Consider the following 25,745-nt stretch of genomic DNA (forward strand, 5'->3'; position numbering starts at 1 on the left):
GTTTAATAATTTATTGTATTTCTTCTAAAGAACCTTTGATGATGCTAAATGCTTCATCAATTTCTTCTTTTGTAACCGTAAGTGGAGGAATAAAACGAATTACATTTTTTTCTGTTCCACAAGTAAGCAGAATTAATCCTTTTTCCAATGCTTTTTCTTTTAATGCAGCTACCGTTTTTGCATCCGGTTGGCCATCAGCTTGAACGAATTCCATTCCAATCATTAATCCTAGTCCACGAATATCACGAATGTTCGTAAAAGTAGAAGCTAGGCCAGAAAGTTTCCCAGTAAAATATTCTGCCATTTTGACTGATTGCTCTAGCAAACCACTTTCCAATATTTCAATAACTGCAAGTGATGCAGCACATGAAACTGGATTTCCTCCGTACGTTCCTCCATGAGTGCCAGCTGTCCATTGGTCCATCAATTCCGCCTTTCCTACTAAGGCACTGAGTGGGAATCCATTTGCAATTCCTTTTGCAAGCGTCAATATATCTGGCTGCACACCAAAATGCTGCCATGCAAACATTTTTCCTGTACGTCCAAAACCAGTTTGAATTTCGTCAAAAATTAATAGAATGCCATGTTGATCGCAAATTCTTCTAATCTCGTTAATGAATTTTGCCGGTGGAACGATATATCCGCCTTCTCCTTGAACAGGTTCCATGATAATTGCCGCTACTTGATCTGGAGCAATTAAGAATTTAAAGATTTCTTCCAATGAATCTAAACAACGTTGTACTTCTTCCTCTTCAGACAATCCAGTGCGGAAAGCATAAGGATATTCAGCATAATAAACACTTGGCAGAAGCCCTTCATATCCTTTTCGGTATAAAGAGCTGGAAGCAGTCAATGTAGTAGTAGCCAATGTACGTCCATGGAAACTACGTTTAAATGAAATGATGCCAGGACGTTTCGTTACATGTTTTGCTAGTTTGATAGCCCCTTCATTCACTTCTGCCCCACTGTTCGAAAAATATACTTTGCAGTTGCCACCGTTTAATTCATTTAGCTTTTCAGCAAGTTCAACATATACCGGATAATATAGTACGTTATGGCCGCCATGGATTAACTCATCGATTTGTGCTTTTGCTCTTTCTACAACAAGTGGATGGTTATGCCCAACATTTGTTACTGCTACTCCGCTGGCAAAATCTAAATATTGTTTTCCATCTTCACCTGTAACGTAAGAACCTTCTCCTTTCACAATTCCAACAGTAGTTGCTCTTTGTGCAATTGGAGGAAATACTTTATTTGCGCGTGTTGCTAAAGATTCTGATGTTAATGTCATGATTATCACCTTTTCCTTTGCTTATAATTGTTTGGCAGAAGCCTTTAACCAAGAATTTGTCATATCTCGAATAAGTTTTGGTACAGTATCGAAGGAATACGGTTTATATACGCGTTCCGTCCAACGATGAGCATCAAACCCATACACGCCAACATTAATAGAAGGGATATTTAATTTGCGAATATCTTTAATTGGCACTGGGTAAATCTTATTCCATTCAGGAAAGTTATCGACAAGATAGTCAATTTCCTCATCTGTATCATGAAGAGATAAATAGCTGCTATCGGAAAGATAAGGAAAGAATTTCTTTACTGAAAAAGTATCATTCGTACGTTGAGAAATACTTGCTGTTGCCTCTTCAATCGTTTGTAAAATAACTTGATCCCTTGCACCTTTCCCAGTCAAATAATTATGTGGACAATATGGTGGTGCATAGAAAATAATCACACATGGCTTTACCGCTTGATCTAATTCTCGTAGTCTATCCACTATTTTGAAACAAAGCTCCCGCAACTCAAGTGTTTGATTTTCTTTGAGCACCTGCTCTGAGACAGCCTTTACATCTATTCCTTGTTTAGAAAGCTTCTCACAATACTCTACATAGCTATATACTTCCATATCCCAATTAGGGCGATCAGATGGAAAATTATTCACTTTCGCAAAAGTATCGTAATTTTTTTCATAATATTCTGTCACTTCTGCCGCAGCTTCTTGTGCCACCACTTTTAACTTTTCCATAATGTCCTTCGGTGAAGCTTCTAATACCATAAAATTAAAATATAAGTGACTAGATACCGCAGTTTGTACATTGTAAAACTCTTTCGTATCTCTATGATAAAGTGCGGAAGGAGGAGTAATCAGTTCACCTTCAATTTGTTCGGTTAATTCCATATTATTGTTGATGCGTTTATTTAATTCTGCTGTCACTAGTGTTGGGTCAAGTCCATTAAGCGTTTGTCCTACATGGGTTTCACGCCCATATACATAAAAACATGGCAAAAGCTTTCCTCCTGCACCAGTGTAAATGTACTTGTTCGTATCACCAGGGTAGAAAGCAGAAATATAGTCCGTATTAATTGCCACTACATAATCCAAGCCTTCTTCCGCGCGCAGACGCAGCAATTCATCCACAGATGCAATAGCACCTGAATGCTGATTTTCCTCGACTGGATTTGCCATAAAAATGATGTCTCCATCCCACTCATCCTGATGTTCACTAAAGTAGAGAACATTCGCTAAATGAACGGCAACCCCACTCTTCATATCCAGTGCTCCACGTCCAAACATCCAGTCTCCGGATAAAGCCTGCGAACGAATCTCTTCATCTGAATACGTTTTAAAATACTCTAATAGTGCTTCCGGATCATTAGCGCTTGATTGCAAAGCACCGAAATCTTCAATTCCAACCGTATCAATATGCCCATGAAAAACAACTGTTTTCTTTGATTTTCCATTGCCTTTTATATGAGCAAACACATTCTTTCTGCCGATTGCATCATTTGGCAGCTCTTGTGTCCACACCTGATCGGGGCGTTGTTTAAAGTAAGGAAAACTACGTAAAAATTGTTCAATCTTATCTGCAATCTGTACTTCTCCATTTGTTCCATTTACACTCAATGTTTTTACAAGAGAGATTGTAATTGCTTCTACTTGATCAAATAATGGCAGATCTTTTATTTTTGCATACATCAAATCACCTCTCGCCTTAATATTCTCTGCTTGTATTAATAACATTTATCATTTCTCCGTCTGTTCGCCTTGCATTGGTATTTTTGATAAAGATGTCAACACAACGATCAATATAATAAATCGATTTCGCTGACATATGTGGTGTCAAAATCAAATTCTCACATTCCCATAAGGGACTACTCGCCGTAAGCGGCTCTTGTTGAAACACATCCATCGCTGCTCCTCTTAATGCCTTACTTTGAATCAGTTCTACTACCGCTTGCTCTTCCACTACATCTCCACGGCCAATACTAATAAACACAGATTCTGGCTTCATCTTCTGTAAATACTCTTTTGTAAAGAAATTTCGCGTTTTTGTAGTGGACGGAAGAAGGGAAATGACATAATCAACTTGACCAATTTCCTTTTCTGCTTCCTCTAATGTGAACGTTTTTTGAAAATGAGGTACAGGCTTTCCGGATGTATTTACCCCATAAACAGTTATATCAAACAACGAAAGTGTCTTGGCGATGGCTTGCCCAATAACACCAGTGCCGTATAGCAGCACTTTTAGACCTGTTAACTCCCCAACTAACTTACTTCGATCAAATTGTTTTTTGTTCTTTAATGTTTGGTAGCGATCCATGTCTTTTTCAAAGTGAAGCATGCACATAAGTACATATTCACTCATCGGTTTAACGTGAATTCCAGAGGCATTTGTCAAAATAATGCCTCTTTCATCTAATTCACGAATGTCTAAATCATCGATGCCTGCACTAAACCACTGAACCCATTTTAAGTTTGGAAACCGCTCAAAGGTAGCTACTTCTTGCCCATCAAAACTTGGTCCGTATGCTAGTAAAACTTCAAGAGATTCCTTGATATGATCCGGAACATCTTTTAAGGAATTAAAATGAAGTATTTCTTCCCCTGTTTCACGTAATATTTTCTCTTGATGTGAAGGCAATACTTCCTCACAAATAGAAACAATCATTCAAAATACCTCCATTTATGATGTTAAAACTATGAACGCCGTTCTACATTTTCTATATGAAAACGGATGGCTTCTCCAGCTTTCTTTGCATTCCGTTCTTTTAATGCTTCGATAATTTTTATATGCTCTTCATGTGCTTCTCGAGCACTTTCGGCAAGTGTACCAGAAAGCACTAAATATCTTGATAATTGATTATGAATTTGTTCAATAAAGTCTTGTAATTTTCTATTACGAGAAATTTCAGCTATACTAAGATGGAATTGAGAATCTAAATCAATGTAAGTATAGAGATCTTTCTCCTCTATTGCTTTTTTCTGATTTGTCATAAGCATCTCTAAATGACTTATCATGCCATTTGTTACAAGAGGAGCAGCTTCTTCTGCTGATAATACTTCCAGCACTTTTCTTAATTTAATATAGTGCTCAAAATCTTCGTCAGAAATGAAGGAAATACGTGCCTTTTTCCCACTCTCTGATGTAACCAGCCCATCAAATGTAAGTTCTGCAATTGCTTTGCGTATTGGTGTTCTGCTAATTCCAAGCATAGAAGCAATTTCTTCTTCTGGTAATGGATCACCCGGCTTAAAATCTCCACGAATAATTGCTTTTTTTATCTCATTATAAGCACGATCTGCTAACGTTTCCGATTGTACAATTTTCTGCATCATCAAACATAACCTTCTTTCATTATTGTATTCTGTATCCAAAATACGCGTGTTATGTGATAAGTATATAAAAACTGTAGAATAATGCAATGTTCTTGTTATATTATCTAACACTACCCAACCAATATTTTCTATTTCACCTATAATATTTCTTCTCTGCTTACCATTCCTTTAGATGAGTCCTTTTTGATCCTCTTTTTCTTCTATATACAATTATTCCCACTTTACGCACTTAGATATATTCTTGAGATCTTGAATCTGAATATATTTTGGAATCTATTTATTTATATTCTTAAAGAATGTCCATTGATTCTGCCAACAATTCAACTAGATGCAACGTACGAGTTTGTTTCTCTAATCCTTCTCGTTTAATTCCTAATTTCATTTGTAACAAGCAACCTGGATTAGTCGTAACAATAATGCTAGCCCTCGTATTTTTTGCATTGTTCATCTTGTCATCTAAAATTTGCATGGATTCATTGTAGTTTACTACATTATATATACCAGCTGATCCACAACACATCTTGGGATTTTCCATCTCTTTATATATAACACCAGGAATTTTCTTTATTAGTTCTAGTGGTTCATGGACCACTTTTTGAACGTTTGTCATATGGCATGAATGCTGATACGTAACAATTTCTCCGATAGATTTTTTGAACGGCAACTCAACTGTATTTAGCAACTCACTAATATCTCGTACTTTAGATACAAATACCTTTGCTCTATCTGACCAATCTGCTCCTAATAAGTGATCATACTCAACAAGCATCGCTCCGCAGCCACCTGCGTTGTTCACGATAAAATCAGCGTCTATCTTTTCAAAAGCTGCAATATTTTGTTTAGCCAGCATACGTGAATCATCTGTTCGACCTGCATGTGCATGCAAAGCGCCGCAGCAAGTTTGATTGCTAATGACATGTACTTCAAAACCAACTGCCGCTAATACCTCTATGGAAAGACGGTTGATTTTCTCAAAAACAGCGTCCATCACACATCCTGTAAAAAATGCTACTTTATACTTCTCTGGAACCTTATCTACACCTGGATAAAATACATTCGGTCGATTTTTTCTAGCTTTTGGCGACGTTACTGTCGGTAAAACGGATTCAAATACTGCTAAGTTTTCTGGCAGCACCTTCGTTAATTTTGCTTTGTGAGCCACATTTTGCATGCCGGTTTTTTGATACAGCCAAATCAAATCCGCTGCTTGCTGCAGCCTTTTGGAATTGGAGAATACTTTTATAAACATTGCATCTTCCAGCTTCCCACTTATTTTTGAAGCACTTTTTCTTTTTTCTTGATAAAGGGCTTCTTTTGCAGCCTCTAAAATTTTTCCATACTCCACTCCGGAAGGACAGGCTGTTTCACAAGCTCGACAGCCTAAGCAAAGATTGATCGCATCTTCTGCATCTGTGATAGAAATTTGTCCTTCAGCAGCCATCTTCACTAAATTGATTCTTCCTCGTGGGGAATGTGTTTCTTTTTCAAAGGTTAAGTACGTAGGACACGCTGGCAAACAATACCCACACTGAACACATTGATTCGTTTGTTCGAGTAATGATTTAATGTCCATTTTCTTCACCCTTCTAATACAAATTCAGCATCTGGATCTGCGAATATTTTTTTAGGATTCATAATATTTTTAGGATCCCAGCTTTCTTTAATAGCCTTCATTAGTTCAAGTCCATCTGTACCTAATTCCATTTTCATAAAAGGTGCTTTCATTATTCCTATTCCATGTTCGCCTGATAGCGTTCCACCTAAAGTAACCGCCGCTTCAAAAATTTCTGCAACAGCCAACTCTACACGCTTCATTTCTTCCTTATCTCGTTTATCCGCAACAATGTTCGGATGTAAATTCCCATCCCCTGCATGCCCAAAAACAACAAGGTTGAGATTATACTTTTCTCTTATTTCCTTCAGCCTTTGAAACATCGCTGGTATTTTGCTCCGAGGAACGGTCGCATCTTCAGAAATTTTTGTTGGCTTAATGCGAGTAATTGCTGGAGACACCATTTTTCTTGCCTTCCATAACTCTGCTTGCTCTTTAGGATCTTGAGCTGCAAATACATCCCTAGCACCTATTTCTTTACATATATGTTTAGTTTTCGTTAATTCTTCTTCCACTGCTTGTTCTGAACCATCTAATTCAATTAATAAAATTGCTTCTGCATCTACAGGTAAACCACTCGGCTGGTAGCTTTCTACCGCTTTAATACATTCTTGATCCATCATTTCCATTTTAGATGGCAATATTCCTGATGTTAAAATACGTGAAATAGCCTCTCCAGATTTCACAAGATCATCAAAAACAGCCATTACTGTTCCTATCGCTAACGGTTTCGGAATAAGCTGTAAGGTTGCTTCTGTAATAATGCCTAGCGTCCCTTCTGATCCAACTACAAGCTTGGTTAAATCGTATCCCGTCACATTTTTTACCGTCTTGCCGCCCATTCTGACTATTTTTCCTTTAGGAGTTACTACCTCTAAACCAAGTACATAATCTTTTGTAACACCATATTTCAACCCTCTAGGCCCTCCAGAATTCTCTGCAAGATTCCCGCCAATCGTGGAAACAGCAGAGCTGCTTGGATCGGGTGGATACATTAAACCATGCTTTTCAGCCTCACTATGGATCGCTGCAGTTAGTACTCCTGGTGAAACAATGGCAATTAAATCCTCTGGTATTACTTGAAGCACATCATTCATTCTGCTTAAATCAATGACAATGCCTCCTTCTAATGGTAGAGGGCCACCAGATAAACAGGTAGATTGCCCTCTCGGATAAACAGGAATGACATGTTCATAAGCAAGTTTGACGATACGCGCTACTTCATTCGTTGTTTTCGGCTGTACAACAATTTCAGGAAAATACGTTCCAAATGAAGCATCAAATGAATAGCTTGCTAAATCTTGCACTTCCGTTAAAACGCGTGATTCATCTTGAAAAATTGCCTTTATTTCTTTTTCGATTGCTTTATCTATTTTTTTATAATTCTCAACTTTTACTCCCATAGCGATCACGCAAAATCGAAAGAGACAAATTTCGTCTCTAGGTAGTCGTCGATTCCATATTTCCCGCCCTCACGGCCAATTCCAGATTCCTTTACTCCCCCAAATGGAGCTTGTGCCACTGTCGGCATCGCATCATTTACTCCGACAATTCCGTAGTCTAATGCTTCTGACACACGGAACATTCTCGCTCCGTTTTGTGTGAAAATATACGATGCTAAACCATAAACGGTGTCATTTGCTTTTTGAATTACTTCTTCTTCTGTTTCAAAAACAAAGATTGGCGCTACTGGCCCAAAAGTTTCTTCATAAGCTATTTTCATTTCATTCGTAGCATGTAAAAGGACTGTTGGATTAAAGAAATGTCCATTGCTAAATGCTTCTCCTTCTGGTTTCGAACCTCCATAAATTACCTTTGCTCCTTTAGATACAGCATCCTGTACATGACTTACTGTTTTTTCAATCGCTCGCTCATTAATTAATGGTCCAATATTAACTCCCTCGTCTAAACCATTTCCTACAACTAATTGCTCCATCTTCGTTTTTAATCTATTAGCAAATGCCACAGAAATAGACTTTTGCACATATATACGGTTTGTACATACACATGTTTGTCCAGCATTTCGGAATTTACTTGCAATTGCTCCTTCTACCGCTCTATCTAAATCTGCATCTTCAAAAACGATAAATGGTGCATGTCCGCCTAACTCCATCGATACTTTTTTCATCGTATCAGCTGATTTACGCACTAGTTCTTTTCCAACTGCTGTAGATCCAGTAAAGGTGATTTTCTTCACAACTGGACTGCTCATCAGCACATCGCCAATTTCTTTCGGTAATCCATGAACTAGATTGACTACTCCATTAGGGATGCCTGCTTCATGCAGTGCTTTTATTACTTCGATTGCTGATAATGGGCTTTCCTCAGAAGGTTTTAAAACGACTGTACATCCTGCAGCGAGAGCTGGCGCTACTTTTCTAGTGATCATGGCTACTGGAAAATTCCAAGGAGTAATAGCTCCAACAACGCCTACTGGTTGGCGTACTACCATTAAACGTTTAGTCGGGGAAGATGCAGGGATAGTATCCCCATAAATGCGTTTTCCTTCTTCTGCATACCAGTCTAAATAATCAATAGCTAAGCCAATTTCACCTTTTGCTTCAGACACGGGTTTTCCCATTTCTTTTGTAATTAATTCCGCTAAACTATCCACTCTGCCTCTTAAAATATCTGCTGCTTTTTTTAAATACGCATATCTTTCCTTTGCAGTTAATTTCGACCAAGATAAAAACGCTTTTTGCGCTGCATCAATTGCTAGTAACGCTTCTTTTTTTCCACCTTTTGCAACACGATCAACTATTTCTTCATTCGCCGGATTTAAAACATCAAAGGTTTCCTTGCTTTCTGATTCTTGCCATATTCCATCAATATAAAGCATGATTACTCCCACCTTTTCTTTTCTATGAATTATTTAATATAAAACTTTCATTATATATATTTAGAAGTATAACGGGTTATCTTCTGTATCCTGTATACAGTATTCATTATATTTCAATATTACGAACAACTTGTAGTTTTGTAAAGAGTTTTGTGAGAATTTCTTACATGTTTTTTCAGAAATATTTTTCTATTATTCCCCTTTCTATCTATTCATTTTTACTGTTAATATTTCCTTTTTATAATCAGTGGCGGTAAACAAAATAAAAAGGTAAATCGATTTCATCTCTTTTTTTATTTAATGAAAAAATCCCCTCTCTTAAACGAGACGAGACTTATCTACACTTACAGTTTTTATAAACTCGCAGACTGAATACACTTCGCTTTCCGTGGGCGAGCGCCGAGCCTCCTCGTCGCATACGCTCCTGTGGGGTCTCGTCTTTCTCGCATTCCCACAGGAGTCTACGTGTATTCAGTCTGCTGAGTACTGCTTCTCCCATTTTTCATGTGAAAAACAACAAATTTTGAGAAAACAACCTTTTCTAAAGCACTTTACTTAAAAAAGATTTTGTTCTAAATTCACGCGGGTTTCCAAATAATTCATTTGGAATATTCTCCTCTACTATATATCCACCGTCCATAAAAATAACACGGTCGCCTACTTCTCGTGCAAACCCCATTTCATGGGTTACTACGACCATCGTCATTCCTTCTTTAGCCAGCTGTTTCATTACCTCAAGCACTTCTCCAACCATTTCCGGATCCAACGCTGAGGTTGGCTCATCAAATAACATGATTTTTGGTTCCATCGCAAGGGCTCTTGCAATCGCCACCCTTTGCTTTTGTCCTCCAGATAAAGAATCAGGATATACATTAGCCTTATCCTCTAATCCAACCTTGCGAAGGAGCTCCAATCCCTTTTTCTTAGCTTCTTCTTTATCTATTTTTTTAATTTTTGTAGGAGACAGTATAATATTATCAATCACCTTCATATGGGGAAAAAGATTAAATGACTGAAAAACCATTCCGACATCTGTTCTAATTTGATTGATGTCTGTTTTTTTATCAGTTATATCTACCCCTTCAATAAGGATTCGCCCAGCTGTAATTTCCTCTAATCGATTGATACACCTGAGAAAAGTTGATTTTCCAGAACCAGAAGGGCCTAGTACTACGACTACCTCTTTCGCCTGTATTTCTGTATTAATATCTTTTAATACTTGATTTTCTCCAAAGGACTTCTTTAAATTTTCAACTTTGATCATACTGTTGCCAACCTTCTTTCAAGTCGATTTAACAGGAAGCTTATAACAAGCGTTAAAATTAGATAAATAACCGCGGCAGTAAGATACGGTTCCCATACACGGAAGTATTGTGCACCCATTGCTCTTGCCCAATACATAATCTCTGGAGCTGCTACAATAGAGATAAGGGAAGAATCTTTTAATAACACAATAAATTCATTTCCAAGAGGAGGAATCATTCGTTTGAAAGCTTGAGGCAAGATTACATATCTCATTGCCTGTATATGGTTCATCCCAAGAGAACGAGCTGCCTCCATTTGTCCTCTATCGATGGATTGAATTCCGGCTCTAAAGATCTCTGCTATATAAGCTGCGGCATTTAGGGATAAAGCAATAATTCCAGCGGCAATTCCATTCGTTTCACCAGTGAAGAATGGAACCACTCCAAAATGTACTATTAATATTTGCACCAGTAATGGGGTTCCACGAAAGAAAGTAATATAACAAATAAAAGGAAAAGCAAGTATTTTATTACTCGATATTTTCCCTAAGCCAATTAACAGTCCTAATCCTGTTCCTATTAATACCCCAGCCAACGATAAACCAATTGTAAGCATGGTTCCTTTTAAAAAAAACTGAGCATACTCAACAATAATACTTATTTGAAAATCCATTTATTTCCTCCTCAGAACAATACCTTTTTATCAAAATTACTGTTACTTCATTAAAACTTGTTTTATCATTCTATTGCTCTTACATTTTGAATCGTTTTATGAAACACAGGAAGAAAACAACTTTTTCTTCCTGCGTTTCATTCAATCGTTTGACGATTATTGCGCTGCTTTTAGCTGCTCTACCTCAGGTTTTTCTTTAAACCATTTTGTGTAAATTTTTTCATATGTCCCATTTTCCAAAATAGTTTTGATGGCTTTATCAAAGTCTTCCTTTATTTCACTATTTTTTGGAAACATTAATCCTAAAAAGTTTGTTTTAAAATAGCTGCTATCTTCAATAACGGTTAATTTTTTATCTGGATTATTTTTTGCATATTCTTCTACAACCAAATCTTCTGCAACAACTGCATCTGCTCCACCGTTAAGCAATTCCATGATTGCTAGATTATTGTTCTCAAACTTTTTTACATTTTTACTATTTTTCCCTAATATTCCTTCAGCTGCTACTTGTCCAGTCGTTCCATTTAGAACAGCAACAACTTTATTTTTCAAATCTTTAGCACTCTTAATATCGCTTCCTTCGCGAACTAAAATTTTATTTGCTGAAGTAAAGTACGGAGTAGAAAAGTCATAAGTCTCTTTTCTCTCATCTGTAATGACAATCGATGCAACAGCCGCATCAGCAGTTTTATCTTTTACCTCTACAAACAATGGGTCCCATCCAACATGTACAAGCTCATATTTGTAGCCTGCTTCTTTCGCTACAGCTTTAAATAAATCAGCATCAAATCCAACAATTTCTCCTTTATCCATGTATTCAAATGGTGCATACGCTGCATCGGTTACCACTCTTAACGTCTTTTTGGAATCTGTACCGCTGTTAGCTCCTCCTGTATTACTGTCCTTGCTTGCTCCACAAGCAGAAAGGATCAATGCCAGCATAAGTACTAGAGATAAGATAGAAAATTTTGTTGTTTTCATAATATCCTCCTAATTATATAGTTAATAGTATTATTTCATTTCTAAAATACTGTATACAGGATACAGCACTCTTTAATAGTAAAGCGCTGTTTAAAAAATGTCTCGAATATTGTCATATTTTTTGACATACTTTTTAAGCCTTTTTAATGTGAAATTGGAATTCCCTTTCTTTTTAAGGGCAATTTAGAAGAAAAAATTCAACCTTATCCAAAAAGTATTTTTATTGCTGCGCTTTAAGGTTTTCTATATCAGCATCTGCTTTAAACCATTTTGTGTAAATTTTTGCATATGTCCCATTTTCATAAAGTGTGTTGATGGCTTTATCAAAATCTGCTTTTAATTTGCTTCCTTTTGGAAACATTAATCCATAATATTCTGAAACAAAGTTTCCTTTATCTTCAATTACAGTTAGTTTTTTATCTGAATTATTTTTTACATATTCATCCACAACCGTATTATCAGCCACAACAGCATTTGCTCCGCCGTTAAGTAAATCCATGATTGCTAGGTTGTTGTTTTCATACTTTTTAATCTTTTTATTATTTTTGCCTAATAGTTTTTCAACTGCTGCTTGTCCAGTCGTTCCATTTTGAACAGCGACGACTTTATTTGTTAAATCTTTCGCACTTTTAATATTACTTCCTTCTGGAACTAAAATTTTCAGCGTTGATAAAAAGTATGGAACGGAGAAATCATACGTTTGCTTTCTCTCATTAGTCATGGTAATCGCTGCAGCACCGATATCAGCCGTATTATCTTTTACCTCTACAAACATTGGTTCAAATCCAACATGTACAAACTCATATTTGTAGCCTGCCTCTTTCGCTGCGGCTTTAATAAGGTCAGCATCAAATCCAACAATTTCCCCTTTGTCCATGTATTCAAATGGTGCATAAGTTGCTTCTGTTACCACTCTTAATGTCTTTTTTGAATCTGTTCCGCCGTTAGCGTCTTCACTACCATTCTTGCTTGTTCCGCATGCAGAAAGGATCAATGCAAAAACAAGCACTAGTGTTAAAATAGAAAATTTCTTCATTTTTATTACACACTCCTAAATTCTTTTCATAGTTTTTCATTCATTTATGTCTAACATAAAGCCATTTTCAATTGAGAGATCAGTTTTAGCATTAGTTCCCCCTTTTTCAAAATACTGTATACAGGATACCGTGTTTTTAATAGTAAAGAATACTTTGAAAATTGTCTAGAATATTGTCATATTTTCTGACAATGTTTTTCATAGAAAAATAAAAAAGATTTTTCTGAACTAGTTTTAAGTTAACAATCTACAATAGGTGTTTTTCCTAACAAGAATTCTATCTACAAATCATTTACAATTGGAAAATATTATAATAAAATCATTATTATCAAAATTTTCTGAAAGGTGTGGTGTGATGAACAAAATTATTGAAGTAGAACAGCTGACTAGGACATATAAGCTGAAAAAAGGAAAAAAAACAGCATTAGATCAAGTTTCCTTTGATGTTTATGAAGGAGAGGTTTTTGGATTATTAGGTCCAAATGGAGCAGGTAAAACGACGATGATAAAAATATTAACTACTATGCTATTACCTACATTAGGAAAAGCTACTGTACTAGGTTATGACGTGGTAAAGGAAAGTAAACTGATTCGAAATCAAATTAATTTTGTTTTCGGGGGAGAAAGGGGCGTTTATGGAAGGTTGACTGCAAAAGAATACATCTCTTATTTCTGTACACTCTATCAAATTCCACAAAAAAAGCAAAAGGAATTAATAGATTCTCTACTTACATTAGTCGGATTAAACGATGTAGCGGATCAACAAATTTTTACGTTTTCGAAAGGGATGATCCAAAGATTGCATTTTGCCCGAAGCTTAATTAATAATCCAAAGTTAATCTTCCTTGATGAACCAACAATTGGATTAGATCCTGTCGGTGCCAAACTGCTGCGAAAAATTGTAAAAGAGCTTGCAGCAAAAGGAATCACGATCCTCTTAACGACTCATTATATGCAAGAAGCAGACGAGCTATGTGATCGAATTGCCTTTATTAAAGAAGGAAAAATTCATTTAGCAGGGAAACCAGAGCAAATCAAAGAAACATGCAACCATTTAAACCTTTACGATGCCACGATTCAAACGCAAAACGTCCAAGTTCTTCAACAAGATGATTATTTTCAATCTATAGAGGTGGAAGAAATCAATTCTTCTTATTATGTCATAAAATTCGAAATCGAAAATAGCAATCTCACGATCGATCAATTAAAGTCTTATTTAAGTAAGTATGGGGAAATACTGAATGTAAAGCGTAGAGAAATTTCACTAGAAGACGCGTATATATATTATATGAAAGATGCAAGTTAAAAAAATGTACTTTATGTCTTTGTTATGGAAAGAACTCAAGTTTTTTACCAATTTACATAATCGCATGTACCAATTTATCCTTTTTTTCCAGCCGTTATTATTTTTATCGATCACTTTCTTTTTATTAGAAGTAAGAGAAACTGCAGCTTCAGACCATTTTGTGGTTGCATCTTCTTTAATTAGCATGTGGAGCTATGTTCTGTATTCCTCTGGTTCCGCTTTAATTGGGCAGAAATGGAGTGATACATTACAGCTTTTATTAGCTTCTCCAACATCCCTGTTTCGGATTCTGTTTACGAAAACAATCAGCAATTCATTTATCGCTTTCATCTCCATGATTATTAGCTTTATTTATGCAGCATTGATTTTTCATTTTAACATTGGGATACAAAATTATACGCTGTTTTTTATCGCTGTTATTGTTTTGTTATTTTCGCTAAGTGTTGTAGGCATTTTGTTAGCCCTCGTATTTGTTGCTTTTAAAAATGTATTTGATTATCAAAACTTAATTGTTCTTCCAATGCTTTTAATTTGTGGAGTATATGTACCAGTCGACAGCATGCCTACTATCCTACAATGGATTGCTTATGCGATGCCAATGACTTGGGGAATACATGCTGTATATGACTCAATAAACGTATCCAAAACGCTATTCCATTCAATATATATTTCATTAATAATAAGTTTCACTTACCTCGTTATTTCTTTTTTCGTGATAAAAAAAATAGAAAAAGTTCTTAGAAAGAATGGAAGAATAGGAGAAATTTAATGAATGCTATGAACAAGTTTTTATTTCCTTACTTATCGTATAAAGCATTGTATTCGTTTCAATCTATTAAATCATTTATTTTATTTCGGTTATTTGATTCACTTATGCACTACCTCTTTTTTGCGGTAATTGTCAGTGCTATCGCTGGAACGGACTATATTAAATATGCCGTGCTTGGAAATATTGTGTACTATGCAGGAAGAACGATGATGTTCCAGCTGATGTCTATGTTTCAAATGGAGAGAAGGTTTGGCACGTTAGAATTAAATATCGTTTCTCCTCTATCCACCTTTAAAAATTTTTTTATTAAATCATTAGTTCCCTTATTAGATGGTTTCTTTGTCTTTATTTACGGCATTATGATCGGAATAATCCTTTTTCAGCTGCCCTTCCCTATTGAACAAATATTTTCTCTTTTCCTATTAATAATAGTCACACTATTCTCAATGATTAGTTTTTCCTTAGTGATTGCATGTACAAGCTTACTATTTTCGAATGTTAATTTATTTTCCAATATTTCAATGGCACTCTTGCAAGTATTTTGTGGTGTAAACTTTTCTGTACATCTTTTTCCAGATTGGATTCGAGCATGTACAAGCTTCTTACCATTAACCCATAGCATTGAAGCAATACGATCCATTTATGAACTGGAATCATTTTCTATCTATCCGCTAATAGGAAAAGAATTTATGATTGGAATTCTATATTTCTGTCTTGCCTTATTGGTTGTCAACGTAATGGAAAAACAAGCGAGAAAATATGGATCTTTGTTTCTTAATCTATAAAGAAAATGACTATTTCTATGTTACTTTTAAGCACAAAAAAGGGAAGGTGTAGAATAAGTCTGTTTGTTGTACTACGAAAGAACAAGTTTCGGAAAGTAGTGGTTCACGATTAAAAAGCAGCTTAAAAAAGCTGATTGCCTTACGCTAAAGGAATCAGCTTTTTTATGTAAAATAGATATTATTCATTTGAAGATACTGTTTCAAATCACTTAAAAGGTTTTAATTAGGTTCAACATGAACATGTACATCATGTACTTGCTTTAATTCATTTTCAACTTTTGTCGAAATTTCATGAGCATCTCGAATATCCAAATTAGATTTGACAAGAAGAACAATATCCACTACAGCATTATTTCCGTAGCTCCTTGCACGTATATCTTTCACACCTTTCACTCCATAAACAGTTAAGACGGTTTCTTTATAAGATTGTATTTTATTTTCATCGTATCCATCCGTTAAATGGTGAGATGCTTCACGAAAGATATCCCAAGCTGTTTTACAAATTAAGAATCCTACCACTACAGCTGTAAGAGAATCCAGCCATGGCAGATTAAATTGGGCGCCAACGATCCCTACTACTGTACCGATACTTACCCATGCATCTGAAATGTTGTCCTTTGCTGCTGCCATAACGGCTTGGCTATTTATTTTATTCGCAAGCCTCTTGTTATATCGGTAAACAAAGTACATAACTACCGCACAAAAGATACCAGTCCATGCTGAAATTAAATCAGGCGATTCATGTTTCCCTTCTAGAACAGAAGATATAGCTTCATATAACACTTGTAAACCTACCGCCATCATAATGAAGGAAGCAATTAAGGAAGACACCGTTTCTGCCTTCCAGTGTCCATAAGGATGATCTTCATCTGCAGGCTTTCGCGATAATCGCAATCCAATCAAAACAGCGATGGATGCTACGATATCGGTAGCATTATTTAATCCGTCTGCCCTTAAGGCTTCGGAGTTCGCTGTATAACCAATAAATAATTTAAGGGCAGATAAACATATATATGCAATAATGCTGATAATGGCGCCTCTTTCGCCTAATTTTAAATTATCATATTTTTGTTGTTCCACATCTAGCAGACTCCTTCCCCACATTGCAAATAATACTTGATTATCTTACCAAGCACATATCGTGTGGGTCTATAGCAACGTTTTTTCCTATTTCTTAATAAGTGACGACGGACAAAAAAAGTTGCACTAAGCTAAATAAATGTTTATTGGGCTTATCTGATAATTCTGTCATAAAGTAGAAATGAAAGTTTTGGCGGGCATGGATTTTTACCTTTTGGATGGGACATGGTCCTTCTTACAAACAGGATCACTATTATTTTATTACTGGGAAGTGAATAGCGCCATAGTAACAGAAGAATATTATAAAGAGGCTCAACATATGAACACACTAGCTAAACTTGAAGACGATAAGGAACCTGAAATGCAAAAAGTAGAACATTTATTATTTATTTATTGACCGCTCTTCCTAATATTTTTGTCAAAGGGCTGTCCGATAACTCCCTAAAAAGAAAAATATTAAAAAATACCAAAAACTAAAATTATATTGAATAAAAATTAAAAATAGTTATAATAAACCTTGTTAGAAAACAGAACACCCATCGGGAGGTAACATAACTTGACGCAAATTACATTAGAACAAATACAGAATACAATTAAAGAGAAAAGTGTAGAACTATTACATCTACAATTTGTTGATATTGAAGGAATCTTAAAAAATATCACTATTACTGCAGCACAATTAGAAGATGCTGTAGAAGGTAAAATCATGATTGATGGTTCATCTATTAAAGGTTTTTCACCTATCAATAAATCAGATTCTTACCTACAACCAGATTTAAATACATTTGTTGTAATGCCCTGGACTGAAACAGAAGGTTATGCAGAAGCACGTTTCCTTTGTTCTGTTGCAAATCCAGATGGAACATTATTTGAAGGAGATACTCGTAACGTTCTTAAGAAAACTGTTGCACGTGCTGCTGAAAAAGGTTATTCAATCTCAGTTGGTCCAGAACTAGAATTTTTCTTATTCGAAACAGATGGAAAAGGATATCCAACAGATGAACTAGGCGATTTAGGCGGATACTTCGAGCCATCTCCGAAAGATTTAGGAGAAAAAGTTCGTGTTGAAATTTATAAAACATTAAAAGCAATGGGCTTTACAATTGAAGCACTACACCATGAAGTTGCGGAAGGTCAACATGAAATTAGCTTTAAATATGCAGATGCTTTAGGTGTTGCAGATTTAGCTACTACCTACAAATGGGTAGTAAAAACCATTGCAGCACAATATGGATTACATGCTACATTTATGCCAAAACCAGTTTTCGGAATCAATGGTTCAGGTATGCATGTAAATATGTCTTTCTTCAAAGACGGAGAAAATCTATTCTATGATGCGTCTAATGATTTACAACTTTCAACGGCAGCATATTCATTTATTGCTGGAGTATTAGAAAACGTAAAGAGTTTTGTTGCGGTAACAAACCCACTTGTAAACTCATATAAACGTTTAGTTCCTGGTTATGAAGCTCCTGTTTACCTTGCTTGGTCTACATCAAACCGTTCAGCACTAATCCGTATCCCTGCAAGTCGTGGAATGGGTACACGTGTAGAACTTCGTTGTCCAGATCCATCTGCTAACCCATATTTAGCTTTTGCCGTAATCGCATCTGCTGGTTTAGATGGGATAGAAAGAGAATTAAAAGCGCCAGCACCAATAAACGAAGATATTTTCCATATGACAGATGAACGTCGTGAAGAGCTTGGTATCGACAGCTTACCAGGTGGCTTGGATGCAGCTATAGCTGAATTAGAGACTGGTGAATTCGGCCGTAAAATACTTGGAAATCATGTATTTAATGAATATGTAGCGGCGAAAAAAGAAGAGTGGGACAACTACCGTACAACTATCCATGCTTGGGAAATTAAAAATTACAAATTTAAGTTCTAATTTGCAAATAATGAGAGAAAGCAACTTGAATAGAAAGGGATAATCCCTTTCTATCAGACTGTGACAAACCCCTTTTAAATATATGTATAATAAACAGAGGTACATTATTTTTACGTTGTACCTCTGTTTCCTATATTTTGTATTTTTATAGGGTTTTGATTACGCCTTCTGATTAAAGCGATATTTAAAGTTAAACGAATTTACTCGTCAGTAGGCCACATCGAATGGTTATAGGCCATATCCCAAAACATATACTCAAAGCGGGTCGTGTTTAAGAAAATTTCTTCTAGTTTCGCTAATTCCGACTCTGGTTTTCCAGCTGTTAAGTCATCGAATAAGTTGATGCACCACGTTGCAAGCTCGCCAAATTCAGCAGAGCTGTACATCGAAATCCATTCTCCGTAAAATTCATCATCAATTGCTCCTGGCTTTTGACTTAACTCTTTGCCAATTTCCCAATAGCTCCACATACACGGTAAAAGGGCTGCAACTAGCTCTGCTAGCGTACCATTTTGCGCAACGTGCAGCATGTAATGTGTATAGGCTAATGTCGTTGGCGACGGCTCGGCGTTTTCCAATTCTTGTTCACTAATCCCGAACTTTTTCGCATACTGACGGTGAAGGGACATTTCTTCATTTAACGTCGAATGAAGCAGCGCCGCAAATTTCCCCATCGTTTCCAAATCTGTTGCCTTTACTGCACCTAATGCGAATAACTTTGCGTAATCAATTAAATATAAATAATCTTGAATCATATAAAAACGAAATTTTTCTTTATCTAATGAGCCACCGCCCATTCCTTGCACGAATGGATGGGCATGGTTTTTGCGCCAAACTGGCTGAATGTTTTCATATAATCGTTCACTAAACTTCATTCGTCTCACTCCTTGTATGTAGCCAATTATAAATAAATTGGATCATCACTTTTGTATATTTAACGAGCTGTTCAATCGATAATTGTTCGTTGACTGTATGAGCATTTTGCAAATCCCCTGGTCCATAAATCGCAGCTGGAATGTTGGCATCCGCCAACCAGCCGCCGTCTGTCACACTCGTTGATACATCCATTATTGCTTGTTTTTGTAAAATTTGTTCATGGGACTGTGCTAGCAGCTGCACGGCTGCATGATTTTCATCCACCTCTAATGAAGGAAAAATCTCACCGCGATCTACAATCATCGACGTGCCGCCCCATTCAAATGTTGGCGGATTTTCTTTTAACCACGGATCCGCTTTGGCAACGTGTAAAATATGTTCTTCAATTTCCTTTGCCACTTGTTCATACGATTCATTTGGATAATAATGAACGGTAATCCATAAACGGCACTCGTCTGCGATAAACGCAGCATGTCTTCCGCCTTCAATAACAGCTGGGTTAATTGTATTTGTGCCTGGCAAAAAGCCTGGGTAGCTTTTTGTAACAGCCCAATGACGCTCTAAGTCTTGCAGCCCTTGAATAACCTTTGCCATTTTTTCAATCGCACTCGCTGCGAACAATCCCCCGCCAGCATGAATCATATTGCGGCGTCTTCCATCATGGTGCGTGTTTTTGCTTTTAATCGTAATCCAGCCAGTAATAACGCCGCCTTGACCTTTAATATGCAAGTCACTCGTATCCATCACTACTGCAAAATCTGCTGAATAGCCGCGCATGCAGCATTGAAGTGTTCCCGCTTCTCCTACTTCTTCCCCAACAACCGATTGAAAAATTAAGTCCCCAGGAAAGTTTACACCTGCTTCCGTAAAAAGCTGCATCGCAAACAGCGCCCCTGCTAAACCGCCCTTCATGTCAGCAACTCCGCGCCCGATAATGACATCATCTTTTACAATCGGGGTAAATGGATCACCCTGCCACTGTTCTCCTTCGTTTACTTCTGCCACATCAATATGGCCGTTAAGAATTAAACTCTTATAACTGGAAGAATTCGTTCCTTTTAAAACGCCAACAACGTTCGGGTCATTCGGATACACATCCCACATATCAATCGAAAAACCGAATTTCTCTAGTAAACTAGCAACATAGTCCTGTGCATCCTTTGTATTTCTTGCAGGCGGCGCCGGTGTTTTATAAGACACAAGCGTTTTCAACAACTCGACTAATTCTTCTTTCCGTTCATCCACTTGCTGAACAAGCGACTGTATTATCTCTGCCATCGAATCCTCTCCTTATAAGAAAAGCGCAGGCGCCTTGCTCAGCCCCGAAGAAAAATGTTCATTTGACTCGAAAAGTGCTTTTTACTTTTAGAGGCAAAGGGTTATTTTTCATAGGGGCTAGGCGCCGGAGCTAGACATTCATCTAACTTCAGATAAAAATTCTAATATTTTTACGTAAAAAAAACACTTCTTTTTTCGAAAAGAAGTGTTTGGAATAAACAAATAATTACGAATCATCAGCGTATGCACGCTGATAATCATCCATTACAAAACCTCTTTCCTACGCTAGTATTACCTAGTTCAGGTTATAAGGGTTGAGACAACAGTCTCTCTCAGCTTAAAAGCACCCCTAGTGGCATCTATCTATTTAATTATGAATTTACTGATTATCTTTATCAGAGGAAGTTCAAAAAGGCACCAAATGATAAGCTGCGAATCTCTTCGTTGGCTTGCTTCTAATTTGTTACCTTTTTGAACACATATTATTATTTTTATCACACTAAAGCAGTTTGTTCAATAAATATATATGAAGTCTATGAAGCTTTCGGCTTTAACAATGTTCTTTTAATATTTTTCCTAATTGTGTCATTCCGTCGATAATTTTTTCTTCCGACATATATGAATAACTGATGCGGCAATGGTTATGTTCGGGTTCTCCTGGGAAAAAGCTACTGCCAGGTACATAAGCTACTTTTGCTTCTGGCAATACATGCTCTTTCATCAGCCAAACCGTATCAATATGCTTTGGAAGGGTCAACCATGTAAATAATCCACCTTCAGGCTTCGTATAGTGAACATTCTTTGGAAAAGTATTTTCTATTATTTCTAACATGATATCTTTTTTATGTTTATACATCTTTTTCAGTTGAACAATATGTTCATCTAAATCATACAGATCCATAAAACGATTTACTGCATGCATATTTAAAGTAGAACTTTGTGTGTCTGCTGCCATTTTCAATAAGCAAAGCTTTTCCGCGAGTTCTTTCTCTGCTACAACCCAGCCAAGACGCATGCCTGGACAAAGAATTTTAGAGAAGCTTCCGAGATGAATAACACGTCCTTCCGTATCGAGGCTCTTAATAGCAGGCAAATCTTCCCCTTCAAATCGAATTTCTCTGTAAGGACTGTCTTCAATAATAATGACATCGTATTCGTTTGCCAACTCTACTAATCGTTTTCTCCGATTTAAACTCATCGTTACGCCTGTCGGATTTTGAAATTCTGGTACCGTATATATCATTTTCGCAGAAGGATTTGCTTTTAATAATTGTTCCAGGTGATCCATATCCATTCCTTCTTCATCCATCGATACACCTAAGTATTCTGGTTCATATGGATTAAAAGCAACCAATGCTCCTAAGAACGTTGGCTCTTCTGTTATAATAATATCTCCTCTATCAATAAACATTTTCGCAACAAGATCCAATCCTTGCTGCCCTCCATTAATCATAAACAAATTATCTAAATCGCATGATACCCCAACTTTCTCCATTCGTTTCACTAACTTGCGTCGAAGCTCCAAATGCCCCTCTGAAGTAGTATATTGCAAAGCTTGCTGTCCTTCTTCCAGCAGCACCATATCAAATACATTGCGTAATTTATCAATCGGAAACAAAGTTGGGTCAGGATAGCCGCCGCCAAATGAAATAACATCCGGGTCTGCCCCTAATTTTAATAACTCACGAATTGCTGAAGGTTGTACCTTGTCCATTCTTTTTGCATATTGATACCCCATGTTCTTTTCCCCCTCGACCTATTGCATCCTAGTTGTTTGCTATTCTCTCATGTTATTATTTTGAGGGGGAGAAGTAAACATTGAATTGTAAAAAATCGATAAGCATTCTAGTCTTCATACACCATTTTCGTATAATTTTTGCTTATACCTGCATAAAAAAAGATCATTATAATTACAAATACTCCTATACTAAATAAAGTTGGTAATGTAAATTTGACATTCATTATCTGTTCTAACATGTTCATGGCCACGATACTATGAATGATTCCAATAATAACGGGTAAAAGAAATGTTATCCCTACTTGTAAATAAACTGATTTTTGAACTTCTTTTTTATTCATTCCAACCTTTTTCAGTATAGAATACTGTTCTTTATCCGTAAATGCATCGCTCAAAATTTTAAAATATATCGTACCGAATGTAGCAAGCATAAATACAATAGACACAATCAACCCTAAAAAGAAAAAGATGCCTAAAGCGTAATATTCCCAAATATACTGATTGAGCAAGCCGTTTACATTAGCTGCCCCGCCTGGAACAATTTCTCTGATTTTCTTTATAATCTCTGTACTCTTTTCTTCATTTGAGATTTTGATTCCATTCAATATAACTTCTGGTGAGTTTCTGCTTAAATTTTTATAATCACGATCATTTAGAACATACACATTTTTTTTGCCGTATTTTGCAGTGTTGCCTGTAAAAGGAACTTGCGTATATTCAGCGATATTAAAATCTTTTCCATATAAGCTTATCTTTTCTCCTTTAACATAAATAGGAGAAGCTATTGTATTAGCATTTAGAATAAAAGTGACTTCATTGCGTTTAGGCTTTATTTGCTTTAATAAGCTCTTTTTACTTTTATAAGCTAAAAAATCAAGTGTTTTCTTTATCTCAGAATAACTAGTAATTATCGCTTCATTATTAGAATCAACCTCTTTGTCCATCCCTACATATTCAACCTTACCAATAAAGAACCTCGTTTCATTTATCCCTAATAGTTTGTTGTCTGATTGTTGAATGGCTGCTTCTACTTTAGCCTTAATTTCATTAGAATTACTTTCAAAACTCAAGCTATATGGGGATTCTGTCATCTTATGATTCTCTGCAAACTGCTTAAAGGAAATACTTACACTAAAAGCAGTAACGGTTGCTGCTGCCAATATCGCTGTCATTGCTAGACTTCTATAATTGGCCTTTAGTCTGAAGAAAATATTGCTTATACTTACCAGTCTTACACCTTTATAAATAATCTTTTTCGATTTTGTTAGTTTACTGAATATGATTGTCATGGAACTCCCAAAGAAGAAATACGTTCCTAAACTAACCAAAACCAGTATTGCCATAGAGGCAATCAATAGATCCAAATTCCAAGGCTTAAAATTTAATGCCAATACATATCCAGATGCAATTAGAAGAACTCCAAGAAATCCTTTTTTATAACTAAATTTTGGTGCAGCTTGCTTCTCTTTTGCGGCATTTAACATATTTATCAACTGGGATTTTTTTATCATTTTGTAATTTCTTACTCCCAATACTACAAATATAATTCCGAAAACGATAACGAGATGCAAAATAGCTTCTATTGAAACACTAAATGGGAATTCAACTTCTAAAAACATTGCTTTGCTTAATAACATGAAGAAAAGCTTTGAGAATAATATGCCAATAATTAAACCTATTGATAAAGATAATCCGCCTATAAGCATGCTCTCTATTGCAAACACTCTTCCAATCTTAGCAGTGCTTATTCCCATCAACATATATAACCCGGTTTCTTTTTGTCTTTGTTTCAAAAAGAATCCATTTGCGTGCCACATAAAAAACACGACTGTACAGATTAAAACAAACCCAGAAGTCCCACTTGCTACTACGGCTGACTGAATTCGTTCTGCCAATTGAACAAACATTTCATTGTATTTTATTGCTATGAAATTGTAATAAGTAGCTACTGTTACGACTAGAACTACGAAATATAATCCGTATATCTTCAAATTGTTCTTTAGAAGCTTATATGCAATTTTAAAGGAGTTCATTTTCCGATCCTCCCATTACAGCAAGCATATTTAAGACTTTCTTGAATAGTTCTTTTTTGTCGCCATCACTATCGAGCCTTCCATGAATTTTTCCATCCTTTAAGAACATAATTCGGTCACAATAGCTTGCAGCATTTGCATCATGAGTTACCATAATAATAGTTGTTCCTAATTTTTTATTAATATTTTTAAAACACTCGAGAACTTCAGAAGAAGCTTTGGAATCGAGCGCACCTGTTGGCTCGTCTGCAAAGATTACCTTTGGTGATGTAATAAGCGCCCTGGATATAGCAGCTCTTTGCTTTTGCCCACCTGACAATTCATAAGGATACTTATCTAACTGGTTAGAAATTCCTAATAATTTAGTAAGTTCATCTATCTTTTTTATAATGATAGGGAGCTTTACATTATTTAAAGTAAGAGGCAAAGCAATATTATCTCTTATTGTCATATTATCTAGTAGATTAAAAGCTTGAAAAACAAAGCCAATCGAATCTCTTCTGAATCTAGCTAGTTCATCGTCTTTAAAAGTGTTAATTTTTTTCCCATCTATTAAAACCTTTCCATAAGTAGCTTTATCTATAGTAGACATAATATGCAGTAAAGTTGTCTTGCCAGATCCGGAAGGCCCCATAATACCAACAAATTCACCTTTATAAATATGTAAGCTTACCTCTTTTAAGGCTCTAAACGTACTACCAATCTCGCCATACTCTTTAATTACATTCGAAACTTCCACCATTTTTTTCAATTAATACAACCTCCATATTTGTTTGTATCTAAATTATAATGGATTAAAAAAGCCAGCTACTATCGACTTAGGTTACATTTTAAAAATCTAAAGTGACATTGTTGTTAGGTTGGAGTTTTATTTGTTTATAGTGTAAGTTCAAAGTGGGGGAGGTCCGGAGTTCAGATGCTTAGCTTTAACTGAGGATTGTGGTGAAAAAAATCCTTTTTACTTATTACTAGTCCATGGGAGG

The 25,745-nt window shown here is 36.0% G+C and carries 22 protein-coding genes and 1 riboswitch; of the genes, 5 read left to right on the top strand and 17 right to left on the bottom strand.

Annotated elements, in window-relative coordinates; translation table 11 throughout:
- Positions 1 to 10: 10 nt before the first annotated feature.
- The 11 genes from ACTYA4_RS04215 to ACTYA4_RS04265 all read right to left on the bottom strand — a co-directional run bounded on the left by ACTYA4_RS04215 (position 11) and on the right by ACTYA4_RS04265 (position 13,006).
- Positions 11 to 1,291, bottom strand: coding sequence for an aspartate aminotransferase family protein (locus ACTYA4_RS04215; protein WP_443480352.1), 1,281 nt, complete (start codon positions 1,289 to 1,291; stop codon positions 11 to 13).
- A 21-nt stretch (positions 1,292 to 1,312) separates the two neighbouring features.
- Positions 1,313 to 3,025, bottom strand: coding sequence for a M20/M25/M40 family metallo-hydrolase (locus ACTYA4_RS04220; RefSeq protein WP_443480353.1), 1,713 nt, complete (start codon positions 3,023 to 3,025; stop codon positions 1,313 to 1,315).
- The gene (locus tag ACTYA4_RS04225) at positions 2,997 to 3,953 is read right to left on the bottom strand and encodes a D-2-hydroxyacid dehydrogenase (RefSeq protein WP_443480354.1); all 957 of its coding nucleotides are present in this window, start codon (positions 3,951 to 3,953) and stop codon (positions 2,997 to 2,999) included. The genes ACTYA4_RS04220 and ACTYA4_RS04225 overlap by 29 nt, the downstream gene beginning before the upstream one ends.
- A 29-nt stretch (positions 3,954 to 3,982) precedes the next feature.
- Entirely contained in the window at positions 3,983 to 4,621 is a 639-nt protein-coding gene (locus ACTYA4_RS04230; protein WP_445505523.1) for a GntR family transcriptional regulator, read from the bottom strand.
- Positions 4,622 to 4,910: 289 nt separating this feature from the next.
- Positions 4,911 to 6,194 carry a (Fe-S)-binding protein gene (locus ACTYA4_RS04235; protein ID WP_443480356.1) on the bottom strand — a complete coding sequence of 428 codons (1,284 nt, stop codon included), beginning with the start codon at positions 6,192 to 6,194 and terminating at the stop codon, positions 4,911 to 4,913.
- Positions 6,195 to 6,199: 5 nt separating this feature from the next.
- Positions 6,200 to 7,636, bottom strand: a complete 1,437-nt coding sequence (locus ACTYA4_RS04240) for an FAD-binding oxidoreductase (RefSeq protein WP_443480357.1) — start codon at positions 7,634 to 7,636, stop codon at positions 6,200 to 6,202.
- A 5-nt stretch (positions 7,637 to 7,641) separates the two neighbouring features.
- Positions 7,642 to 9,072, bottom strand: coding sequence for an NAD-dependent succinate-semialdehyde dehydrogenase (locus tag ACTYA4_RS04245; RefSeq protein WP_443480358.1), 1,431 nt, complete (start codon positions 9,070 to 9,072; stop codon positions 7,642 to 7,644).
- Positions 9,073 to 9,613: 541 nt separating this feature from the next.
- A complete protein-coding gene (locus tag ACTYA4_RS04250) occupies positions 9,614 to 10,336 on the bottom strand; it encodes an amino acid ABC transporter ATP-binding protein (RefSeq protein ID WP_443480359.1) in 723 nt (240 codons plus the stop codon).
- Positions 10,333 to 10,989 (bottom strand): amino acid ABC transporter permease, encoded by a 657-nt coding sequence (locus ACTYA4_RS04255; RefSeq protein WP_443480360.1) that lies wholly within the window; start codon positions 10,987 to 10,989, stop codon positions 10,333 to 10,335. The genes ACTYA4_RS04250 and ACTYA4_RS04255 overlap by 4 nt, the downstream gene beginning before the upstream one ends.
- A 156-nt stretch (positions 10,990 to 11,145) precedes the next feature.
- A complete protein-coding gene (locus tag ACTYA4_RS04260) occupies positions 11,146 to 11,970 on the bottom strand; it encodes a basic amino acid ABC transporter substrate-binding protein (protein WP_443480361.1) in 825 nt (274 codons plus the stop codon).
- Between the two features lie 220 nt (positions 11,971 to 12,190).
- Positions 12,191 to 13,006, bottom strand: a complete 816-nt coding sequence (locus ACTYA4_RS04265) for a basic amino acid ABC transporter substrate-binding protein (RefSeq protein WP_443480362.1) — start codon at positions 13,004 to 13,006, stop codon at positions 12,191 to 12,193.
- Between the two features lie 355 nt (positions 13,007 to 13,361).
- On the opposite strand from ACTYA4_RS04265, the gene ACTYA4_RS04270 reads away from it, so the two are divergent.
- Genes ACTYA4_RS04270 through ACTYA4_RS04280 form a run of 3 tightly spaced genes read left to right on the top strand, consistent with a single transcriptional unit; the run spans position 13,362 to position 15,866 of the window.
- Positions 13,362 to 14,312, top strand: a complete 951-nt coding sequence (locus ACTYA4_RS04270) for an ABC transporter ATP-binding protein (protein ID WP_443480363.1) — start codon at positions 13,362 to 13,364, stop codon at positions 14,310 to 14,312.
- A 13-nt stretch (positions 14,313 to 14,325) separates the two neighbouring features.
- Positions 14,326 to 15,081, top strand: coding sequence for an ABC transporter permease (locus tag ACTYA4_RS04275; RefSeq protein WP_445505524.1), 756 nt, complete (start codon positions 14,326 to 14,328; stop codon positions 15,079 to 15,081).
- Positions 15,081 to 15,866: an ABC transporter permease gene (locus ACTYA4_RS04280; protein WP_443480365.1), complete on the top strand. Its 786-nt coding sequence runs from the start codon at positions 15,081 to 15,083 to the stop codon at positions 15,864 to 15,866. The genes ACTYA4_RS04275 and ACTYA4_RS04280 overlap by 1 nt, the downstream gene beginning before the upstream one ends.
- A gap of 219 nt (positions 15,867 to 16,085) precedes the next feature.
- Here the strand turns inward: ACTYA4_RS04280 and ACTYA4_RS04285 are convergent, their stop codons facing one another.
- Positions 16,086 to 16,946: a cation diffusion facilitator family transporter gene (locus ACTYA4_RS04285; RefSeq protein WP_445505525.1), complete on the bottom strand. Its 861-nt coding sequence runs from the start codon at positions 16,944 to 16,946 to the stop codon at positions 16,086 to 16,088.
- Between the two features lie 214 nt (positions 16,947 to 17,160).
- Here ACTYA4_RS04285 and ACTYA4_RS04290 point away from each other — a divergent pair, with 214 nt between their 5' ends.
- Both ACTYA4_RS04290 and glnA read left to right on the top strand, forming a co-directional pair.
- Positions 17,161 to 17,343 (top strand): hypothetical protein, encoded by a 183-nt coding sequence (locus ACTYA4_RS04290; protein ID WP_445505526.1) that lies wholly within the window; start codon positions 17,161 to 17,163, stop codon positions 17,341 to 17,343.
- 159 nt (positions 17,344 to 17,502) lie between these two features.
- Complete coding sequence (gene glnA, locus ACTYA4_RS04295) at positions 17,503 to 18,837, top strand: type I glutamate--ammonia ligase (RefSeq protein WP_443480368.1); 1,335 nt, start codon at positions 17,503 to 17,505, stop codon at positions 18,835 to 18,837.
- A 200-nt stretch (positions 18,838 to 19,037) separates the two neighbouring features.
- Here the strand turns inward: glnA and tenA are convergent, their stop codons facing one another.
- From tenA to ACTYA4_RS04320, 5 genes are all read right to left on the bottom strand, one after another.
- Positions 19,038 to 19,712, bottom strand: a complete 675-nt coding sequence (tenA, locus tag ACTYA4_RS04300) for a thiaminase II (RefSeq protein ID WP_443480369.1) — start codon at positions 19,710 to 19,712, stop codon at positions 19,038 to 19,040.
- Positions 19,702 to 20,991, bottom strand: coding sequence for an acetylornithine deacetylase (locus ACTYA4_RS04305; protein WP_443480370.1), 1,290 nt, complete (start codon positions 20,989 to 20,991; stop codon positions 19,702 to 19,704). Before ACTYA4_RS04305 ends, tenA begins: the two co-directional genes overlap by 11 nt.
- Positions 20,992 to 21,251: 260 nt before the next feature.
- A riboswitch (TPP riboswitch) is annotated at positions 21,252 to 21,352 on the bottom strand.
- A gap of 189 nt (positions 21,353 to 21,541) precedes the next feature.
- Positions 21,542 to 22,729, bottom strand: coding sequence for an aminotransferase-like domain-containing protein (locus ACTYA4_RS04310; RefSeq protein WP_443480371.1), 1,188 nt, complete (start codon positions 22,727 to 22,729; stop codon positions 21,542 to 21,544).
- Between the two features lie 107 nt (positions 22,730 to 22,836).
- Positions 22,837 to 24,762, bottom strand: a complete 1,926-nt coding sequence (locus tag ACTYA4_RS04315) for an FtsX-like permease family protein (protein ID WP_443480372.1) — start codon at positions 24,760 to 24,762, stop codon at positions 22,837 to 22,839.
- Positions 24,749 to 25,513 carry an ABC transporter ATP-binding protein gene (locus tag ACTYA4_RS04320; protein ID WP_443480373.1) on the bottom strand — a complete coding sequence of 255 codons (765 nt, stop codon included), beginning with the start codon at positions 25,511 to 25,513 and terminating at the stop codon, positions 24,749 to 24,751. The genes ACTYA4_RS04315 and ACTYA4_RS04320 overlap by 14 nt, the downstream gene beginning before the upstream one ends.
- Between the last annotated feature and the right edge of the window lie 232 nt (positions 25,514 to 25,745).

The sequence above is a fragment of the Niallia yueguangensis genome, assembly GCF_052663115.1.